We start from the raw sequence: 15,708 nt of genomic DNA, 5'->3' as shown, positions 1-15,708 counted from the left end.
GGACGCATCGCCTGCTTCGCCCAAGGCGAATATTTCCACGACTCGAGCCCATGGATACATGCAACCGGGACGGGCAGTAAAATGATCCACCCTGTCCCTACCAACCGAGCCCGTCATGTCCTCATCGATCAAAGCGGTTCTGAAGCCCCACGTCCGCGACATCGGCAATCTGGCCGTGCGGCGCGTGCTGCCCGCGATGGCCGCGCGTCTCGTCGGCCCGTTCATCTTCTTCGACCACATGGGCCCCGCCACGCTGCCCGCCGGCACGGGGCTCGACGTACGCCCGCATCCGCATATCGGACTCGCTACAGTCACCTATCTGTTCGAAGGCGCGATCATGCATCGCGACAGCCTCGGCTCCGAACAGAAGATCGTTCCCGGCGACGTCAACTGGATGACGGCGGGCCGCGGCATCGTTCACTCGGAGCGCACGCCGGAACCCGACCGCACGAATGGCTCGACGGTGCATGGTATCCAGACCTGGGTCGCGCTGCCGCTCGCCGATGAAGACGCCGAGCCGTCGTTCGAACATCACGCGGGTGCCACGCTACCGGAAATCGAACGCAACGGCGTCACGCTGCGTATCATCGCGGGCACGTCGTTCGGCCAGACGTCGCCGGCGCGCACGTTCTCCGGCACGCTGTATGCGGCCGCGCATTTCGCACCCGGCAGCGTGCTCGCGCTCGAACCGGAGCACGACGAGCGCGGCGTGTATCTCGTCGACGGCGACCTGTCGCTCGATGGCGAACCGCTCGAAGTCGCGACGATGGCCGTGCTCACACCCGGCGAAACCGTGACGCTCGCGAGCGCGAAAGGCGCGACGGTGATGCTGCTCGGCGGCGAGAAGCTGGACGGAGAGCGCTTTATCGAATGGAATTTCGTCGCGAGTTCGCGTGAGAAGATCGAGCGGGCAAAGCTCGCGTGGACCAACCAGGAAATGGGCAAGGTGCCCGGCGAGACCGAATGGATCCCGCTGCCCGAGCGCAAGCCGCGCTAGACTGGCAGACATCCGCGGGGAGCGGCGCAGCGGCGCGAAAGGGCCGATGAAGCCCTGTATTGAAACGACTCAGGCCGCCCCCAACTACTTCGCCTACCGATCCAAGGAAGAGACAGCAATGGACACCACCCTCGCCACTTTCGAAAAGGACGTCATCAGCGCGTCGATGCTCGCGCCCGTACTCGTCGACTTCTGGGCGCCGTGGTGCGGACCGTGCAAGACGCTCGGCCCGATGCTCGAAAAGCTCGAAGCCGAGTACGAAGGCAAATGGCGGCTCGTGAAGGTGAACGTCGACGAAAACCAGGAACTGGCCGCGCATTTCCAGGTGCGCAGCATTCCGCACGTCGTCGCGTTCGCGGACGGACGGCCCGTCGATCAGTTCATCGGCGTGCTGCCGGAAGGCCAGTTGCGCGAGTTCCTCGACCGCCTCGTGCCGGACGGCGCGGAAGCGTCGCGCGCGGAAGCGGCCGCAGCGATCGCCGAAGGCCGCCGCGAGGATGCGTACGACGCGCTCAAGGCCGCACTCGCCTATGACCCGGGTTTCGACGAAGCACGGCTCGATCTGATGGAACTGCTGCTAGAAGACAACCGCGCCGAAGAAGCGCAGAAGGAAAACGATCTGCTGTCGCCCAAAACGACGCAGGGCATCGACGCGCGCTACAACGCGATCAAGACGCGGCTCGATGCCGTCGACGCAGCCTCCGACCTGCCGCCCACGGATGCGCTCGAAGCCGCCGTCGCCAGCAATCCCGACGACCTCGAAGCGCGCTTCGATCTGGCAAGCGCGCTCATTGCCCGGCGCAAGTACGACCCCGCGCTCGAGCATCTGCTTGCCATCGTCACGCGCGACCGCACGTTCCGCGAAGACATCGGCCGCAAGACGATGTTGTCCGTGTTCGATCTCGCCGCGCATCAGCCGGAACTGGTCGCGAAATGGCGCCGCAAGCTGAGTGCGTCGTTGAACTGATCGTTCTTCTCGCTAGACCATGAAAAAACGCGGCCATGTGCCGCGTTTTTTCATTCAGGCGAAGAAGCGTAAGCCGCCGCGCTTCAGGCCGCGTTCTTCGCCAGCGCGCGCAGCACATGCGCCACGGCCGCGAAGCCGAAGCTCGCCGTCACGCACACGCTCGATCCAAAGCCCGCGCAATTCAGACCAACAGGACCATGATGACCGGGCGACGTCGTGACGTGCTCGGCTTCTTCGTCGATATCGCAGACAGCCGCTTCCGGATAGATCAGCGGCTCGTCCGAATACACCGCGCTCACCTTGAACTTCGCTTTCGGCCCACGCGGAAAGCCATGTTGCTTGCGCAACTGGCCGCGCACCTTCGACAGCAGCGGGTCCTGAATGGTCTGCGCGAGATCGTCGATACGGATACGTGTGGGGTCGAGCTGGCCGCCCGCGCCGCCGACCGTGATCAACGGCTGCTTGTGCTCGACGCACCACGCGATCAGCGCCGTCTTCGTGCGCACGCTGTCGATCGCATCGACCACGTAGTCGAAGCCGCCGCCCAGCACCGTGTCGAAGTTGCCCGGCTCGATAAAATCTTCGATCACGCGCACATCGCACTGCGGATCGATCAGCCGGATGCGCTCGGCCATCGCATCGACCTTGGGCTTGCCGTAGTTGCCGTCGAGCGCGTGAATCTGCCGGTTCGTGTTGCTCTCGGCGACGTTGTCGAGATCGATCAGCGTGATCCGGCCGATCGCCGTGCGCGCGAGCGCTTCCGCCGCCCACGAGCCGACGCCGCCAATGCCGATCACGGCCACGTGCGCGCGCTCGAACGCGGCGAGCGCCGGCGCGCCGTACAGGCGCGCGACGCCGCCGAAACGCCGGGCGCGGTCGGCGGTTTCATGCGCGCTGGAGTCGGTAGTAATATCGGAATGCTCGGTGACGAGAGGCGTGGACATGATGGGTAGCTTCGCTGATTCGGACTACGGCATTGCGATATCCTGCGGATATCTACATGCTTTCAACCCTGTATTTTGCCTGATCGCGCCGGCGCACGCCCGCGGATTGCGGCGTCAGCAGCTTCAACGCACGGCTCACACGACACGCCTCAACGCAGAAAACTTTGTCCTTCGCTATACTGGTTCCACACTGTAGCGCTTGCATAAAAAAATGAGCACTCTTGCCGACCTTCGCAAAAACTATTCGCTCGGTTCGCTGGACATTGCCGACGCCGACCCGAACCCGTTCCGTCAGTTCGACGTATGGTTCAAACAGGCCATCGACGCGCAACTCCCCGAACCGAACACGATGACGCTTGCGACGGTCGACCCGCGCGGCCGGCCTTCGGCGCGCATCGTGCTGATCAAGGCTGTCGACGAGCGCGGGTTCGTGTTCTTCACGAACTACGAGAGCCGCAAGGGCCTCGAACTCGCGCAGAACCCACACGCAAGCCTCCTTTTCTACTGGATCGAACTCGAGCGCCAGGTGCGCGTCGAGGGCACCGTCGTCAAGACGAGCGACGCAGAAAGCGACACGTACTTCGCATCGCGTCCCGTCGGCTCACGCATCGGCGCATGGGCGTCGGAGCAGAGCAAGGTGATTGAAAGCCGTGCCGCTTTGGAAGCGCGGGAACGCGAATTCATTGCACAATACGGGGACAATCCGCCCCGGCCCCCGCACTGGGGCGGCTATCGCCTGATTCCCGACGCGATTGAATTCTGGCAAGGACGGCCTTCACGTCTGCACGACCGGCTGCTCTACACGCGTAGCGGCAACGCCGACTGGACGATCGCCCGTCTGTCGCCCTGACACATCGATAAACCGGCGCGCGGCCCGTCGTGCTTCATAGTGCATGACGCGTTGCGCGGACGGCAGAATCGCGTGCGCGCGGCTCGACATCGAATAGCGCGGCCAAGGACGGCTCGCGCGCTGCGCACTGTGGTTCGGCAGGCTTTGCTTTGATTCATTGGACACGGAGAAATCACATGTTCTGGGAGAAGAAGCTGGCGCAGTGGGTAGACGAAGTAAAAACGAAGGCCAATATCCCGGCGCGCCTGGTGCTATGGGATGGCCAGCAGCATGACTTCGGCACGTTCGCCGCGCCGGCGGTCACGCTGAAAGTGAATAGCGCGTCCGCGTTGCCGCTATTGCTCGAACCGAGCCTGGACAATCTGGGCGAGGCGTACGTGAAGGGCAAGATCGACATCGAAGGCAAGCTGTCGGACATCATCAACATCAGCTATTCGCTGGCGCGCAGCACGGTGACGAATGCGAGCAAGCTCGCGCGCGTGCGACGCTATTTCAATCACACGAAAACGTCGGACAAGAAGGCGATCCAGTATCACTACGACGTCTCGAACGAGTTCTACAAGCTGTGGCTCGACGAGAACATGGTGTACTCGTGCGCGTATTTCGAGAACGGCGACGAAGACCTCGCCACCGCGCAGATCAAGAAGATCGATCACATCCTGACGAAGATCCAGGTGCAGCCGGGCCAGCGTCTGCTCGATATCGGCTGCGGCTGGGGCGCGCTCGTGCTGCGCGCGGCGCAGAAGTTCGGCGCGAAGTGCGTGGGCGTGACGCTGTCGCAGAACCAGTTCGATCTCGCGACGCAGCGTGTGAAAGCGGCCGGGCTCGAAGGCCAGATCGAAATCCGGCTGCAGGATTATCGCGACATCCAGGGGCAGTTCGACCGCATCACGAGCGTCGGCATGTTCGAGCACGTCGGCCGCAAGAATCTGCCTGGCTACTTCCAGAAGATTCACGACCTGCTCGCGGATGACGGCATCGCGATGAATCACGGCATCACGTCGACGGATTACGACAGCGGCGAAACGGCGCTCGGCGGCGGCGAGTTCATCGACAGATACGTCTTCCCCGACGGCGAGTTGCCGCACATCAGTCTCGCGCTCGAAACGATGCAGCGCGGCGGGCTCGAAGCTTTCGATATCGAAAGCCTGCGCCGCCACTACGCGCGTACGCTCGACATCTGGGCCGAGAACTTCGAGGCGAAAGCGGCAGAAGCGAGGTCGCTCGTCGACGACGAGAAATTCCGCATCTGGCGCGTGTACCTCGCGGGCTGCGCGTACGCGTTCGAGAACGACGACGTGTCGATCTATCAGGTGGTGTGCCGCAAGGCGGGCCGCAGCGCGACGACGCTGCCCTGGTCGCGCCGCTTCATGTACGAGAAGGCACTGTAAAATCGCGGGCTGGATACCGCTTCGGGCCGCGCGCTACGGCTGGCCCGAAGCGGCGTGATTCATCCGCGTCAGCGCATTGACTCTCGTAACGGATCGATGGAAGAAGAAGCGGCACCCGAAGCGCCCGACGGCACCCTGCAACTCGACATGTTCGGCAATCCCGTCGAGCAGGCGCCTGTCGCCGGTGCTTCCGCGCCCAAAGCCTCGTCGGAAACGGCTGCCGCGCCCAGCGACGCGCCACCGAAAAAGCGCCGCGCCCGCGATGTTCTCGCCGCGCCGCCTTCCGACGAAGTCATTCACCTCGCCAGCCAGTTGCCGCCGCAAGTGCATCTCGGCACCTCGACATGGTCTTTTCCCGGCTGGAAAGGCATCGTCTACGGCGACGACTACAGCAACAGCAAGCTCTCGCGCGATGGCCTCAGCGCCTACGGCGCGCATCCGCTGCTGCGCACGGTGAGCATCGACCGCTCGTTTTACGCGCCGCTCACGCTCACCGACTATCTGCGTTACGCGCAGCAGGTGCCGGACCATTTCCGCTTCATCGTGAAGGCGCCCGCGCTCGTCACCGACGCCACCGTGCGCGCCGAACGCGGCGAGCCGGTGTCGGAGAATCCCTGCTTTCTGAACGCGCAACTGGCGATCGACGAATTCGTGCGGCCGTGCATCGACGGGCTCGGCGCGAAGGCGGGCGCGCTGGTGTTCCAGTTCTCGCCGCTGCCCAATGAAATGCTCGCGCGGCCTGCCCTCTTCGTCGACCGGCTGACGGCGTTCCTGGCGGCGCTGCCGCCGCTCGAAGGCGATACCTGCTACGCCGTCGAAATCCGCGATGCGTCGATGCTGACGCCGCGCCTGATTCGCGCGCTGAAGGCGACGGGCGTGCGCTACTGCGTCGGCATTCACGCGCGGATGCCCGATCCGTCGCGCCAGGCCGCCGCGCTTGCGTTGCTGGACGAAGCGCCGTCGGGGCCGCTGATCGTGCGCTGGAGCCTGCACGGCGGCTTCAAGTACGAACAGGCAAAAGCGAAGTACGAACCGTTCGACAAACTCGTCGACGAAGACCCCGACACCCGCGTCGCACTCGCCGAGCTGGCCGCGCGTTACGCGATTGCCGGACAGCCGGTGCTGATCGCCGCGAACAACAAGGCCGAAGGCTCCGCGCCGCTGACCTGCGTGAAGCTCGCGGCGCAAATCGCGGCCGCGTGCGAACGGCTTCGCGGCGCACAAAAAGAAAACGCGGCGCAGTCCGCGTAGGACCTGCGCCGCGCAAGCTGTTACCTCAATGCGCCTGGATCAGTCCGCGCTCACGCGCCGGCCTTGATCCGATGCGCGAACTTCTGCCGGAACTTTGCCACCTTCGGCGCGACGACGAACGCGCAATAGCCCTGATCCGGATGCTGCGCGAAGTAGTTCTGGTGATACGCCTCGGCAGCAAAGTAGTTGCCGTCGAGCGGCAGCACCTGCGTGACGATCTGGCCGTCGTAGATGCCTTCGGCGCCGATCTCGCGGATCGCCTGCAGTGCCGTGTCGCGCTGCGCGTCCGAGTGGGTGAAGATCACCGACCGGTATTGCGTGCCGACATCGTTTCCCTGGCGGTTAAGCTGGGTCGGATCATGGATCGCGAAGAAAATATCGAGGATCTCACGGTAAGTGATGCGCGCCGGATCGAACTCGACGTTGACGACTTCCGCGTGCCCCGTGTCGCCGTCGCAGACCTGCTCGTACGACGGATTGTCGACCTGCCCGCCCGCATACCCCGATTCCACCGACGTCACCCCATCGACGCCCAGATACACCGCCTCCAGACACCAGAAACACCCGCCGCCCAGTGTGGCGGTCTCGACTGACTGACTCATGCTCGCTCCTTGAATTTGGCTCGCCGCGACGCTTGCCCTTCGGACAAAAAACGCGCTGGGCTCGCCGCAGTCACTGTGGACACCCGATGCTTCACCGCATCCGACCGGCGCAATACTCCGCCCTTTTCGGGATTCATGCAGCCCGCACGCACCATCCGTACCATGCGGCCGCCCTTGTCCCGCCACGCGCTCGCGCCTGGCCCTCTGCGATTGCAGTTAAAATTGGGACAATTTGCCGAATTTCTACATGACCTTCGAACCGTTTTTTTCCCTCTGGTCGCTTCATCAAGCGGTCCATTCGCCAGAATGCATCAGCCGATGAAGCACGCCAACCCGCCCAATTTCGACAACGGCGCTTTTCGCCGCGCGCTCAGCCAGTTCGCGACGGGCGTCACCGTCATTACGACACGCGCGCCGTCGGGCGCGTTGATCGGGATCACGGCCAGTTCATTCAATTCGGTCTCGCTGGCGCCGCCGCTCGTGCTGTGGAGTCTCGCGACACGCTCGGCCTCGATGCCCGTGTTCCGCTCGAACAGTCATTATGTCGTCAATGTGCTGGCCTCGACGCAGCTCGATCTGTGCAAGCGCTTTGCGACCGTCAAGGGCGACCGCTTCGAAGGGGTGTCGCATGCGGCGGGCGACACGGGCATGCCCGTGCTCGACGGCGCGCTCGCGTGGTTCGAATGCCATAACCGCAGCCGCTACGACGAAGGCGACCACGTCATTTTTGTCGGTGAAGTGGAGCGCTGCGGCGTCCACGATCAGGCCAGCGAAACCGAACCACTCGTGTTCCAGAACGGCGATTTTCACGGCCTGAAGCGGCTCGGCTGACAGGCCGGCGCTTTTGCGTGCGGCGAGAGGCGCGGTTTTCCGCCCGCCCCGGCGCCGCTAGCCTGGTTGTTGCGCCTTCGAGCTCGCTACCAGCGCGACGGGCACGCCAGAATCTTCCTTCAGCGTCTGCAGCACGATATTCGAGCGGATGTCCAATACGCCCGGCGCCTTGTACAGCCGGCTGAGCACGAAATCCGAATAGTGCTTGAGATTGTGGGCGAGCACCCGCAGCAGATAATGCGTCTCCCCCGTCACGACGAACGCGCCGACCACTTCCGGCCAGTCGCGCAGCGCGTCGGCGAAGCGCTCGTGCCAGTTCTCCTGGTCGTTGCGCATCGATACCTGCACGAACGCTTCGAGTTCGAACCCCAGCACTTCGCGGTTCAGGCACGCGCGATAACGCTCGATCACGCCCTGCTCTTCCAGCAGGCGCAAACGTCGTAGACACGCGGACGGCGAAAGCGAGATGCGCTCCGCCAGATCCAGATTGCTGATTCGTCCTTCGTGCTGCAGCACCGTCAAGATACGGCAATCGGTGGCGTCCAGTGAGATCGCGTTCATTTTCGGTCTCCCTTTCCCGTTTGCCTCAAATTATGTTCCAAAGGGGGCGAAATAAACAGTTTTTTTAGCAAGCACATTTCGTCTGATGCCGCCTATCATCCAAAGAAGGTTGCAGAACAACGGTACTTGCATGGGACCAGAGTAAGACGCTGAGGCGCCAACTGTGGTCAATAGGAGACGCATGGACACGCTTTGGGACATCACGCCCGCCGTCGATACGGCGACGCCCGTCTGGCCGGGCGACACGCCCGTGGGCATCGAGCGCGTGTGGCGGATGGAGGCGGGCTCGCCCGTCAATGTCGCACGGTTGACGCTCTCGCCGCACACGGGCGCGCACACCGACGCGCCGCTGCACTACGACGCCGACGGCGCCGCGATCGGCGCGGTGCCGCTCGATGCGTATCTCGGCCGCTGCCGCGTGATCCACTGCATCGGCGCGACGCCGCTGGTGAGCCCGGAGCACGTTGCCGCGTCACTCGACGGCGTGCCGCCGCGCGTGCTGCTGCGCACCTACCGCGAAGCGCCCGTCACGGCGTGGGACAGCAATTTCTGCGCAGTCGCGCCCGACACGATCGATCTGCTCGCCGCGCACGGTGTGAAGCTGATCGGCATCGACACGCCGTCGCTCGATCCGCAGGAATCGAAAACGATGGACGCGCATCACCGCATCCGCGCGCACCGGATGGCGATTCTCGAAGGCATCGTCCTCGATGCCGTCGCACCCGGCGACTACGAACTGATCGCGCTGCCGCTCAAGCTGACGACGCTCGACGCCAGTCCGGTGCGCGCCGTGCTGCGCGCGCTTCCTGAACAACGACATTCCGCTTAAACGCACTCTTTCGACCGAACGAACACCATGAATCAACGTGAAGAAGCACTCGCGCTGGATGCAGCCGACCCGCTCGCGCCGCTGCGCGACCAGTTCGCGCTTGCGCCGAACGTCATCTATCTGGACGGCAATTCGCTCGGCGTGCCGCCCGCCGCGGCTGCGCAGCGCGCGCAGACCGTGATCGGCGCCGAATGGGGCGAAGGACTGATCCGCAGCTGGAATACGGCCGGCTGGTTCTCGCTGCCGCGGCGTCTGGGCAACAAGCTCGCGGCGCTGATCGGCGCGGCGCACAACGAAGTTGTGGTGACCGACACGATTTCGATCAACCTGTTCAAGGTGCTGTCGGCGGCGCTGCGCATGCAGGACAAGCGCGACCCGAAGCGCCGCGTGATCGTGTCGGAGCGTTCGAACTTTCCGACCGACCTGTACATCGCGCAAGGGCTGATCAAACAACTGGATCGCGGTTATGAGTTGCGCCTCGTCGACGATCCGTCCGAATTGCCCGCCGCCATCACCGACGATGTCGCCGTCGCGATGATCACGCACGTCAATTACCGCACGGGCTATATGCACGACATGGCTGCGTTGACGAAGCTGATCCACGACAAGGGCGCGCTCGCGCTGTGGGACCTGGCGCATTCGGCGGGTGCCGTGCCTGTCGATCTGAACGGCGTCGGCGCGGATTGTGCCGTCGGTTGCACGTACAAGTATCTGAATGGCGGTCCGGGCTCGCCCGCGTTCGCGTGGGTGCCGCATCGTCACCAGAGCGATTTCGAACAGCCGCTGTCGGGCTGGTGGGGACACCGCGCACCATTCGCGATGGACCCGACCTACGCCGCCGACGACGGCATCGGGCGCTTTTTGTGCGGCACGCAGCCGATGGTATCGATGGCGCTCGTCGAATGCGGGCTCGACATTTTTCTGCAAACCGATATGCAGGCGATCCGCAGGAAGTCGCTTGCGCTGACGGATCTTTTCATCGAACTGGTGGAGACACGCTGCAAGGAATTTCCGCTCACGCTGGTGACGCCGCGCGCACATGCGCAACGCGGTTCGCATGCGAGCTTCGAGCATCCGCACGGCTATGAAGTGATGCAGGCGCTGATCGCGCGCGGTGTTATTGGCGATTATCGCGAGCCGCATGTGTTGCGCTTTGGCTTTACGCCGTTGTACACGCGCTTTGTCGACGTGTGGGATGCCGTCGAGCATCTGCGACACGTGCTCGAACACGAGATCTGGCGCGCGCCTGAATTTGCCGCACGCGGCGCCGTGACCTGAGGAGCGCGCAATGACCGACCATATGAAGATGACGGAAGACAAGCCCGCGCAAGGCTGCCCGTTCGGGCATGGCGGCACGCAGACGCCGCGCGAGACGCACGCGTCGCACATGGCCGCCGATGAGACCGAAGGCTGGCACGACGCGCAACTCGATTTCTCGAAGTCGATGAGCTACGGCGATTATTTGTCGCTGGGATCGATTCTGCATGCGCAGCATCCGCTGTCGCCGGATCACAACGAGATGCTGTTCATCATTCAGCATCAGACGAGTGAGTTGTGGATGAAGCTGGCGCTGTATGAATTGCGTGCCGCGCTTGCTTCAGTGCATCGTGATGAGTTGCCGCCGGCGTTCAAGATGCTTGCGCGTGTGTCGCGGATTCTTGAGCAGCTTGTGCAGGCGTGGAGTGTGTTGTCGACGATGACGCCTTCGGAATATACGGCGATGCGGCCGTTTCTTGGTAGTTCGTCGGGGTTTCAGTCTTATCAGTATCGTGAGCTGGAGTTTATGCTCGGGAATAAGAATGAGCAGATGCTCAAGCCTCATGCGCATCATGCCGATGTGTTTGCCGAAGTGAAAGCGGCACTCGAGGCGCCTTCGTTTTATGACGAAGTGGTTCGTCTGTTGGCGCGGCGAGGGTTTGCTATTGATGCCTCACGGCTGGAGCGGGATTGGACGCTGCCTACTCAGCATGATGCTTCGGTTGAAGCCGCCTGGCTTGAGGTTTATCGCAATCCTTCCCAGCATTGGGAGCTGTATGAGATGGCTGAGGAACTTGTCGATCTTGAGGATGCCTTTCGGCAGTGGCGGTTTCGACATGTGACTACCGTTGAACGGATTATTGGGTTTAAGCAAGGGACTGGTGGGACTGCAGGTGCTCCTTATCTGCGTAAGATGCTTGATGTTGTGCTGTTTCCTGAGCTTTGGCATGTGAGGACGTTGCTCTAGGTTTTTTTGTCTTGCGGGTGCTGGGTTGGTTTGCTGGTGTTTGCGCTGGCATCCGCGATTTGTTAGCCTGCTCCAAGCGTCGCCCCTGTGCGGGGCGGCACCTACTTTTCTTTGCCGCCGCAAAGAAAAGTAGGCAAAAGAAAGCGGCTAACACCGCCAACTCTTGTTACTGCCTGAGGGCCCCCAAAGGGTCTTACGCTTCACACGGCAACGTCCTTGTTTGCGTGCGTTGCCAACGCACTGAATGAGCGCCTCACCCACTTCAAACACCCGTACAACGGCTGGCGGCAGCGAATGGTTTGTGCCGCCCAGGTGGCAAACTGTGTGTAGGTTGTCGCGTCGTATAGCCTGGCGCTCTTACAGGGTGGTACGCTGTACTATCGGTCCGAAGTGATGCGTTTATGGTGCGAACGCCTACACACAGTTTGCCACCTGGGCGGCGGCGGACTATCTGGCGCGGCATGCTGTTGTGAGGGAGTATGAAACGGGTGAGGCGCACATTCAGAGCGCTGGCAACGCGCACGAATGACGTGATTGCCGTGTGAAGCGTAAGAACCTGTGGGGGCCCTCAGGCAAACACAAGAGCTGGCGGTGTTAGCCGCTTTCTTTTGCCTACTTTTCTTTGCGGCGGCAAAGAAAAGTAGGTGCCGCCCCGCACAGGGGCGACGCTTGAAGCACGCTAACGAAACGCGGATGCCAGCGAAACCACATGCAAACCAGAAAGCTGGCGCAGCAAACACCGCCCTCCGGATGCCAGCGCAAACACCAGCAAACCACCCAGCGTCGCAGACAAAACCAAACCCAAAAAAATCACCTTGCGGTATACCCGCCATCGATTGGCAAAGTCACGCCAGTGATCATAGAAGCCGCATCACTGAGCAAAAACAAAACCGGCTCAGCAACTTCCCGCGGTTCAGCGAACCGCTTAAGCGGAATAGCCTGGAGAGCAGGATCGCGCTTGGAGGGCTCGCTCCATGCCTTCACCGCCATCGGCGTCAGAGTCACAGTCGGATTAACGCTATTCACGCGAATCCCATACCCCCCAAGCTCGACACACAAAACCCGCGTAATAGCATCCATAGCCGCTTTAGAAGCGCAATAACTCAAATGATCCTCGAGCCCAACAAGCGCCGCCTGGCTAGAAACATTAACAATACTGCCCGCGCGCCTGGCATCGATCATCGCCCGCGCCACATGCCGCGCGACCAGTATCGCGCCACGAGCATTAACGCTCATCACAGAATCAAAGCTCGCCGCAGTCGTATCAATCGCACGCTCAAGCATCGCCGTGCCCGCACAATTCACGAGCCCATCGAACACATCGAGTGACGCAAGCGCCTCATCAATCGCAACTTCATCACCAACATCGAGCACCAGCGGCTCACACCCCGTCTCCTCCGCAAGACGAGCAAGTTCACCAACATTGCGCGCCGCCGCAACAACCTGCGCGCCGCTAGCGCACAACATCTCAACAGTCACGCGGCCAATGCCACTCGATGCCCCCGTCACAAGGATCGAGCGCCCGGAAAAATCGAAGGTCGTCTTCATTTCGCTTGCAACCGATGCATGACCGGCTTCAACGCCGGATACAGGTCCGTATAAATACCGAAGCGCTCCGCGTACACCGCCTGCCGCGCGGGATCGGGCTTCGCGCGCTCGATCAGTTTCACCCAGCCGCCGCGCGCCGTTTCCTGCGAAATCAGCTTCGTGCCGTACGCGGCGAGCAATGCCGCACCCATCGCCGCTTCCACGTCCTGCTCGATTGTGTAGACAGGAAAGCCGGTAATGTCCGCAATGATCGACATCCACAGGTCCGAATGCGCCGCGCCGCCGACGACGATCAGCTTATCGTCGAGTGACTTCGCGCCCTTGCGCCCCGCGACGATATTGTGTTGCAACGCGTACGCGACACCTTCGAGCACCGCGCGATACAGATGCGCCCGCGTGTGATACAGGCTCAATCCGACAAACGCACCGCTCGCCTTCGCGTCCCACACCGGGCTGCGCTCGCCCATCAGATACGGCAGGAACATCACGCCATCCGAACCCGCAGGAATCTGCGCCGCGTCCTCTTCGAGTAATCGATGCGGATCGCCATGTGGGATCGCCTTCGCCGCTTCGATCTCCGCATGGCAGAACTGCTCGCGATACCACGTCACCGACGCACCCGCCGTGATCGCGCCGCCGAACACATAGATATCCTGCAACCCGTTGAACACGTGCGGCATGCTGATAAGACCATGATGCGCGTCGACGCTCTGATTGATATAGCCCCAGCACATGCTCGTGCCGATCATCGCGACATGCTGGCCCGCGCGCGTGACACCCGCCGCATACGTGGCCATCGCCGCATCGACACCGCCCGCAACGATCGACGTGCCCGCTTCGAGTCCAAGCTGCTCCGTCCATTGCGACAGCAACCCACCCACTACATCCGATGATTCGACCAGATGCTCCGGCATCATCGTCGCGGGTATGCCGAGCATGTCGAGCGCCTCGTCCGACCAGTCGCGCTTCGCGATGTCGTACACGCCGCCGATGTTACCCGCTGAGCTGTGATCGACAGCCACTTCGCCCGTCAGCAGATAGATCACATAGGCATTCGGCGGCAGGAAGAAGCGCGTGTTCGCCCACACGTTCGGCTCGTTGTCGCGCAGCCACAGCATCTTCGTATAGCCGTAGTAGCTGTCGACGCCATTGCCCGTGATCGAATACAACCGTTCAAGATCGACGTTCGCGCGCACCGCTTCGACCTGCGCCGTCGCGCGCCGGTCCATCCAGATCAGGCAGGGATACAGCGGCTTCATTTCGCTATCGACGGGAATGCCCGAGCCGCCATACAAACTGCTCACGCACACGGACTTGATCGCATTCGACGCGACGCCCGTTTCACGCGCCTTCGCCACACAGCGCGAGATACATTCGATCACCGCCTTCATCCAAACGGTCGGCCATTGCTCCGCCCACAACGGCTTCGGTGTGTCCGGGTGATAGCCACTCGAATGCTGCGCGACGATTGCGCCGTTCTGGTCGACGAGCACGGCCTTCGTGCTCTGCGTGCCGATATCGACGCCGATGACGTAATTCATAGTGTCTCCGTGTGCGCGTCTCGAACGACGCGCACTGTTCATTTTTTCGGACTATCGGGCCGGCTTCATCAACACCTTGATCGAGTCGAGCGAATTCGCGACCTTGATCGCTTCGTCCCACTCTTCGAGCGAAAAGTCATGCGTGACGATGCCTTTCGATGTGACGAGCCCGCGCGCCAAAAGATCGATAGCAATCGGATAACAGTAAGGGCCCAGATGCGCGCCGCGCACGTCGAGTTCCTTGCGGTCGCCGATGATCGACCAGTCCATTGTAGTCTCCGCGCCGAACACGGAAAACTCGACAAAACGCCCGAGCTTGCGAATCAGGTCCATGCCCTGATTCACGCCCACCGGCACGCCCGTCGTTTCGATGTAGACGTCGCAGCCGTAGTTGTCCGTCAGCGATTTGACGATGGCCAGCGCGTCGTCGTTCTTCGGATTGATCGTCACGTCCGCGCCGTATTCGCGCGCCAGCTCCAGCCGTTCTTCGACGAGATCGATCACGACCAGTTTCTTCGGCGTCTTCAGGTGCGCGACCTGCGTCATCATCAGACCAAGCGGCCCCGCGCCCGCGATCACGACCACATCGTCGAGTTGAACGTCACCGCGATTGACGGTGTGAATCGCGCACGCAAGCGGCTCGATGATCGCGGCATCTTCGAGCGAGATGCCATCGGGGATCTTGTGGACGATGGCCGTCGGCGGGATACGCATGTATTCGGCCATCCCGCCGTCTGCGACCTCGCGCTGAAAGCCGAAGATGTTGTGTACTTCGCACATCCAGTACTGGCCGGATTTGCAATAGCGGCATTTGCCGCACGGCACGATCTGTTCGGCGATCACGCGGTCGCCCTTCTCCACGCCGAAATGTTCGGCCGCGCCTTCGCCGATTTCTTCGACGTAGCCAAAAAATTCATGGCCCGGAATCACGGGCGCTTTCACCCACGGGCTCGGGCCGCCCCAGAACATTTTTGCGCCGGAATGGCACTTGCAGTCGCTGGCGCAGATGCCGCACGCGGCGATACGGATCACGAGTTCATGCGCGCGCGCCTGCGGCTTCGTCACGCGTTCGACGCGATAGTCTTCCGGCGCGTGACACACGATCGCCGTCATGCTTTTGCTGTTGTCCTGAGTGGTCATTGCATTGCCTTGCGATTAATGGAAACAGAGGA

15 protein-coding genes are annotated in these 15,708 nt (G+C 62.2%); 9 read left to right on the top strand and 6 right to left on the bottom strand.

All coding sequences use genetic code 11. The annotated features are described in order from the left end of the window. The first annotated feature begins 115 nt into the window (after positions 1 to 115). Complete coding sequence (locus tag BLT65_RS38215; protein WP_042316704.1) at positions 116 to 997, top strand: pirin family protein; 882 nt, start codon at positions 116 to 118, stop codon at positions 995 to 997. Positions 998 to 1,115: 118 nt separating this feature from the next. Beyond that, positions 1,116 to 1,964 (top strand): thioredoxin, encoded by an 849-nt coding sequence (gene trxA / locus BLT65_RS38210; RefSeq protein WP_091788251.1) that lies wholly within the window; start codon positions 1,116 to 1,118, stop codon positions 1,962 to 1,964. Between the two features lie 83 nt (positions 1,965 to 2,047). On the opposite strand, the gene tcdA is transcribed toward trxA, so the two are convergent. Continuing rightward, positions 2,048 to 2,908 carry a tRNA cyclic N6-threonylcarbamoyladenosine(37) synthase TcdA gene (gene tcdA, locus BLT65_RS38205; RefSeq protein WP_007578889.1) on the bottom strand — a complete coding sequence of 287 codons (861 nt, stop codon included), beginning with the start codon at positions 2,906 to 2,908 and terminating at the stop codon, positions 2,048 to 2,050. Positions 2,909 to 3,119: 211 nt separating this feature from the next. Between tcdA and pdxH the strand changes: the two genes are divergently transcribed. From pdxH to BLT65_RS38190, 3 genes are all read left to right on the top strand, one after another. After that, entirely contained in the window at positions 3,120 to 3,758 is a 639-nt protein-coding gene (gene pdxH, locus BLT65_RS38200; protein WP_042316710.1) for a pyridoxamine 5'-phosphate oxidase, read from the top strand. Positions 3,759 to 3,934: 176 nt separating this feature from the next. Continuing rightward, the gene (locus BLT65_RS38195; protein WP_091788248.1) at positions 3,935 to 5,149 is read left to right on the top strand and encodes an SAM-dependent methyltransferase; all 1,215 of its coding nucleotides are present in this window, start codon (positions 3,935 to 3,937) and stop codon (positions 5,147 to 5,149) included. A gap of 96 nt (positions 5,150 to 5,245) precedes the next feature. After that, positions 5,246 to 6,400 (top strand): DUF72 domain-containing protein, encoded by a 1,155-nt coding sequence (locus BLT65_RS38190; protein ID WP_091788245.1) that lies wholly within the window; start codon positions 5,246 to 5,248, stop codon positions 6,398 to 6,400. Positions 6,401 to 6,450: 50 nt separating this feature from the next. Here BLT65_RS38190 and msrA read toward each other — a convergent pair whose 3' ends face one another. Beyond that, complete coding sequence (gene msrA / locus BLT65_RS38185) at positions 6,451 to 7,002, bottom strand: peptide-methionine (S)-S-oxide reductase MsrA (protein WP_007578901.1); 552 nt, start codon at positions 7,000 to 7,002, stop codon at positions 6,451 to 6,453. A gap of 318 nt (positions 7,003 to 7,320) precedes the next feature. Here msrA and BLT65_RS38180 point away from each other — a divergent pair, with 318 nt between their 5' ends. Next, complete coding sequence (locus BLT65_RS38180) at positions 7,321 to 7,833, top strand: flavin reductase family protein (protein WP_007578904.1); 513 nt, start codon at positions 7,321 to 7,323, stop codon at positions 7,831 to 7,833. Positions 7,834 to 7,890: 57 nt separating this feature from the next. Here the strand turns inward: BLT65_RS38180 and BLT65_RS38175 are convergent, their stop codons facing one another. Further along, a complete protein-coding gene (locus BLT65_RS38175) occupies positions 7,891 to 8,394 on the bottom strand; it encodes an Lrp/AsnC family transcriptional regulator (protein WP_042316716.1) in 504 nt (167 codons plus the stop codon). A gap of 181 nt (positions 8,395 to 8,575) precedes the next feature. Here BLT65_RS38175 and kynB point away from each other — a divergent pair, with 181 nt between their 5' ends. The 3 genes from kynB to kynA are packed head-to-tail and all read left to right on the top strand — an operon-like array spanning position 8,576 to position 11,447. Then, a complete protein-coding gene (kynB, locus tag BLT65_RS38170; protein WP_091788242.1) occupies positions 8,576 to 9,223 on the top strand; it encodes an arylformamidase in 648 nt (215 codons plus the stop codon). A gap of 27 nt (positions 9,224 to 9,250) precedes the next feature. After that, positions 9,251 to 10,501: a kynureninase gene (kynU, locus tag BLT65_RS38165; protein WP_091788239.1), complete on the top strand. Its 1,251-nt coding sequence runs from the start codon at positions 9,251 to 9,253 to the stop codon at positions 10,499 to 10,501. Between the two features lie 10 nt (positions 10,502 to 10,511). Continuing rightward, complete coding sequence (gene kynA / locus BLT65_RS38160; protein WP_042316723.1) at positions 10,512 to 11,447, top strand: tryptophan 2,3-dioxygenase; 936 nt, start codon at positions 10,512 to 10,514, stop codon at positions 11,445 to 11,447. A gap of 810 nt (positions 11,448 to 12,257) precedes the next feature. On the opposite strand, the gene BLT65_RS38155 is transcribed toward kynA, so the two are convergent. The 3 genes from BLT65_RS38155 to BLT65_RS38145 are packed head-to-tail and all read right to left on the bottom strand — an operon-like array spanning position 12,258 to position 15,676. Next, positions 12,258 to 12,995, bottom strand: a complete 738-nt coding sequence (locus BLT65_RS38155) for an SDR family oxidoreductase (protein WP_091788236.1) — start codon at positions 12,993 to 12,995, stop codon at positions 12,258 to 12,260. Next, a complete protein-coding gene (locus BLT65_RS38150; protein WP_091788233.1) occupies positions 12,992 to 14,536 on the bottom strand; it encodes an FGGY-family carbohydrate kinase in 1,545 nt (514 codons plus the stop codon). The genes BLT65_RS38155 and BLT65_RS38150 overlap by 4 nt, the downstream gene beginning before the upstream one ends. A 51-nt stretch (positions 14,537 to 14,587) precedes the next feature. Beyond that, positions 14,588 to 15,676, bottom strand: coding sequence for an alcohol dehydrogenase catalytic domain-containing protein (locus tag BLT65_RS38145; RefSeq protein WP_091788230.1), 1,089 nt, complete (start codon positions 15,674 to 15,676; stop codon positions 14,588 to 14,590). Between the last annotated feature and the right edge of the window lie 32 nt (positions 15,677 to 15,708).

Source organism: Paraburkholderia steynii (genome assembly GCF_900100565.1).
In the GTDB taxonomy this organism is placed as follows: Bacteria; Pseudomonadota; Gammaproteobacteria; order Burkholderiales; family Burkholderiaceae; genus Paraburkholderia; species Paraburkholderia terrae.
The sequence above is the reverse complement of the archived record's forward strand: the minus strand, read 5'-3'. Positions and strand labels throughout refer to the sequence as shown.

Excerpts from the sequence above, each read along its gene's own strand:
- BLT65_RS38175 (WP_042316716.1), bottom strand. The coding sequence starts at position 8,394 with ATGAACGCGATCTCACTGGACGCCACCGATTGCCGTATCTTGACGGTG.
- BLT65_RS38145 (WP_091788230.1), bottom strand. The coding sequence starts at position 15,676 with ATGACCACTCAGGACAACAGCAAAAGCATGACGGCGATCGTGTGTCAC.
- BLT65_RS38215 (WP_042316704.1), top strand. The coding sequence starts at position 116 with ATGTCCTCATCGATCAAAGCGGTTCTGAAGCCCCACGTCCGCGACATC.
- pdxH (WP_042316710.1), top strand. The coding sequence starts at position 3,120 with ATGAGCACTCTTGCCGACCTTCGCAAAAACTATTCGCTCGGTTCGCTG.
- BLT65_RS38195 (WP_091788248.1), top strand. The coding sequence starts at position 3,935 with ATGTTCTGGGAGAAGAAGCTGGCGCAGTGGGTAGACGAAGTAAAAACG.
- kynA (WP_042316723.1), top strand. The coding sequence starts at position 10,512 with ATGACCGACCATATGAAGATGACGGAAGACAAGCCCGCGCAAGGCTGC.
- msrA (WP_007578901.1), bottom strand. The coding sequence starts at position 7,002 with ATGAGTCAGTCAGTCGAGACCGCCACACTGGGCGGCGGGTGTTTCTGG.
- trxA (WP_091788251.1), top strand. The coding sequence starts at position 1,116 with ATGGACACCACCCTCGCCACTTTCGAAAAGGACGTCATCAGCGCGTCG.
- tcdA (WP_007578889.1), bottom strand. The coding sequence starts at position 2,908 with ATGTCCACGCCTCTCGTCACCGAGCATTCCGATATTACTACCGACTCC.
- BLT65_RS38180 (WP_007578904.1), top strand. The coding sequence starts at position 7,321 with ATGAAGCACGCCAACCCGCCCAATTTCGACAACGGCGCTTTTCGCCGC.
- BLT65_RS38155 (WP_091788236.1), bottom strand. The coding sequence starts at position 12,995 with ATGAAGACGACCTTCGATTTTTCCGGGCGCTCGATCCTTGTGACGGGG.
- kynU (WP_091788239.1), top strand. The coding sequence starts at position 9,251 with ATGAATCAACGTGAAGAAGCACTCGCGCTGGATGCAGCCGACCCGCTC.
- kynB (WP_091788242.1), top strand. The coding sequence starts at position 8,576 with ATGGACACGCTTTGGGACATCACGCCCGCCGTCGATACGGCGACGCCC.
- BLT65_RS38150 (WP_091788233.1), bottom strand. The coding sequence starts at position 14,536 with ATGAATTACGTCATCGGCGTCGATATCGGCACGCAGAGCACGAAGGCC.
- BLT65_RS38190 (WP_091788245.1), top strand. The coding sequence starts at position 5,246 with ATGGAAGAAGAAGCGGCACCCGAAGCGCCCGACGGCACCCTGCAACTC.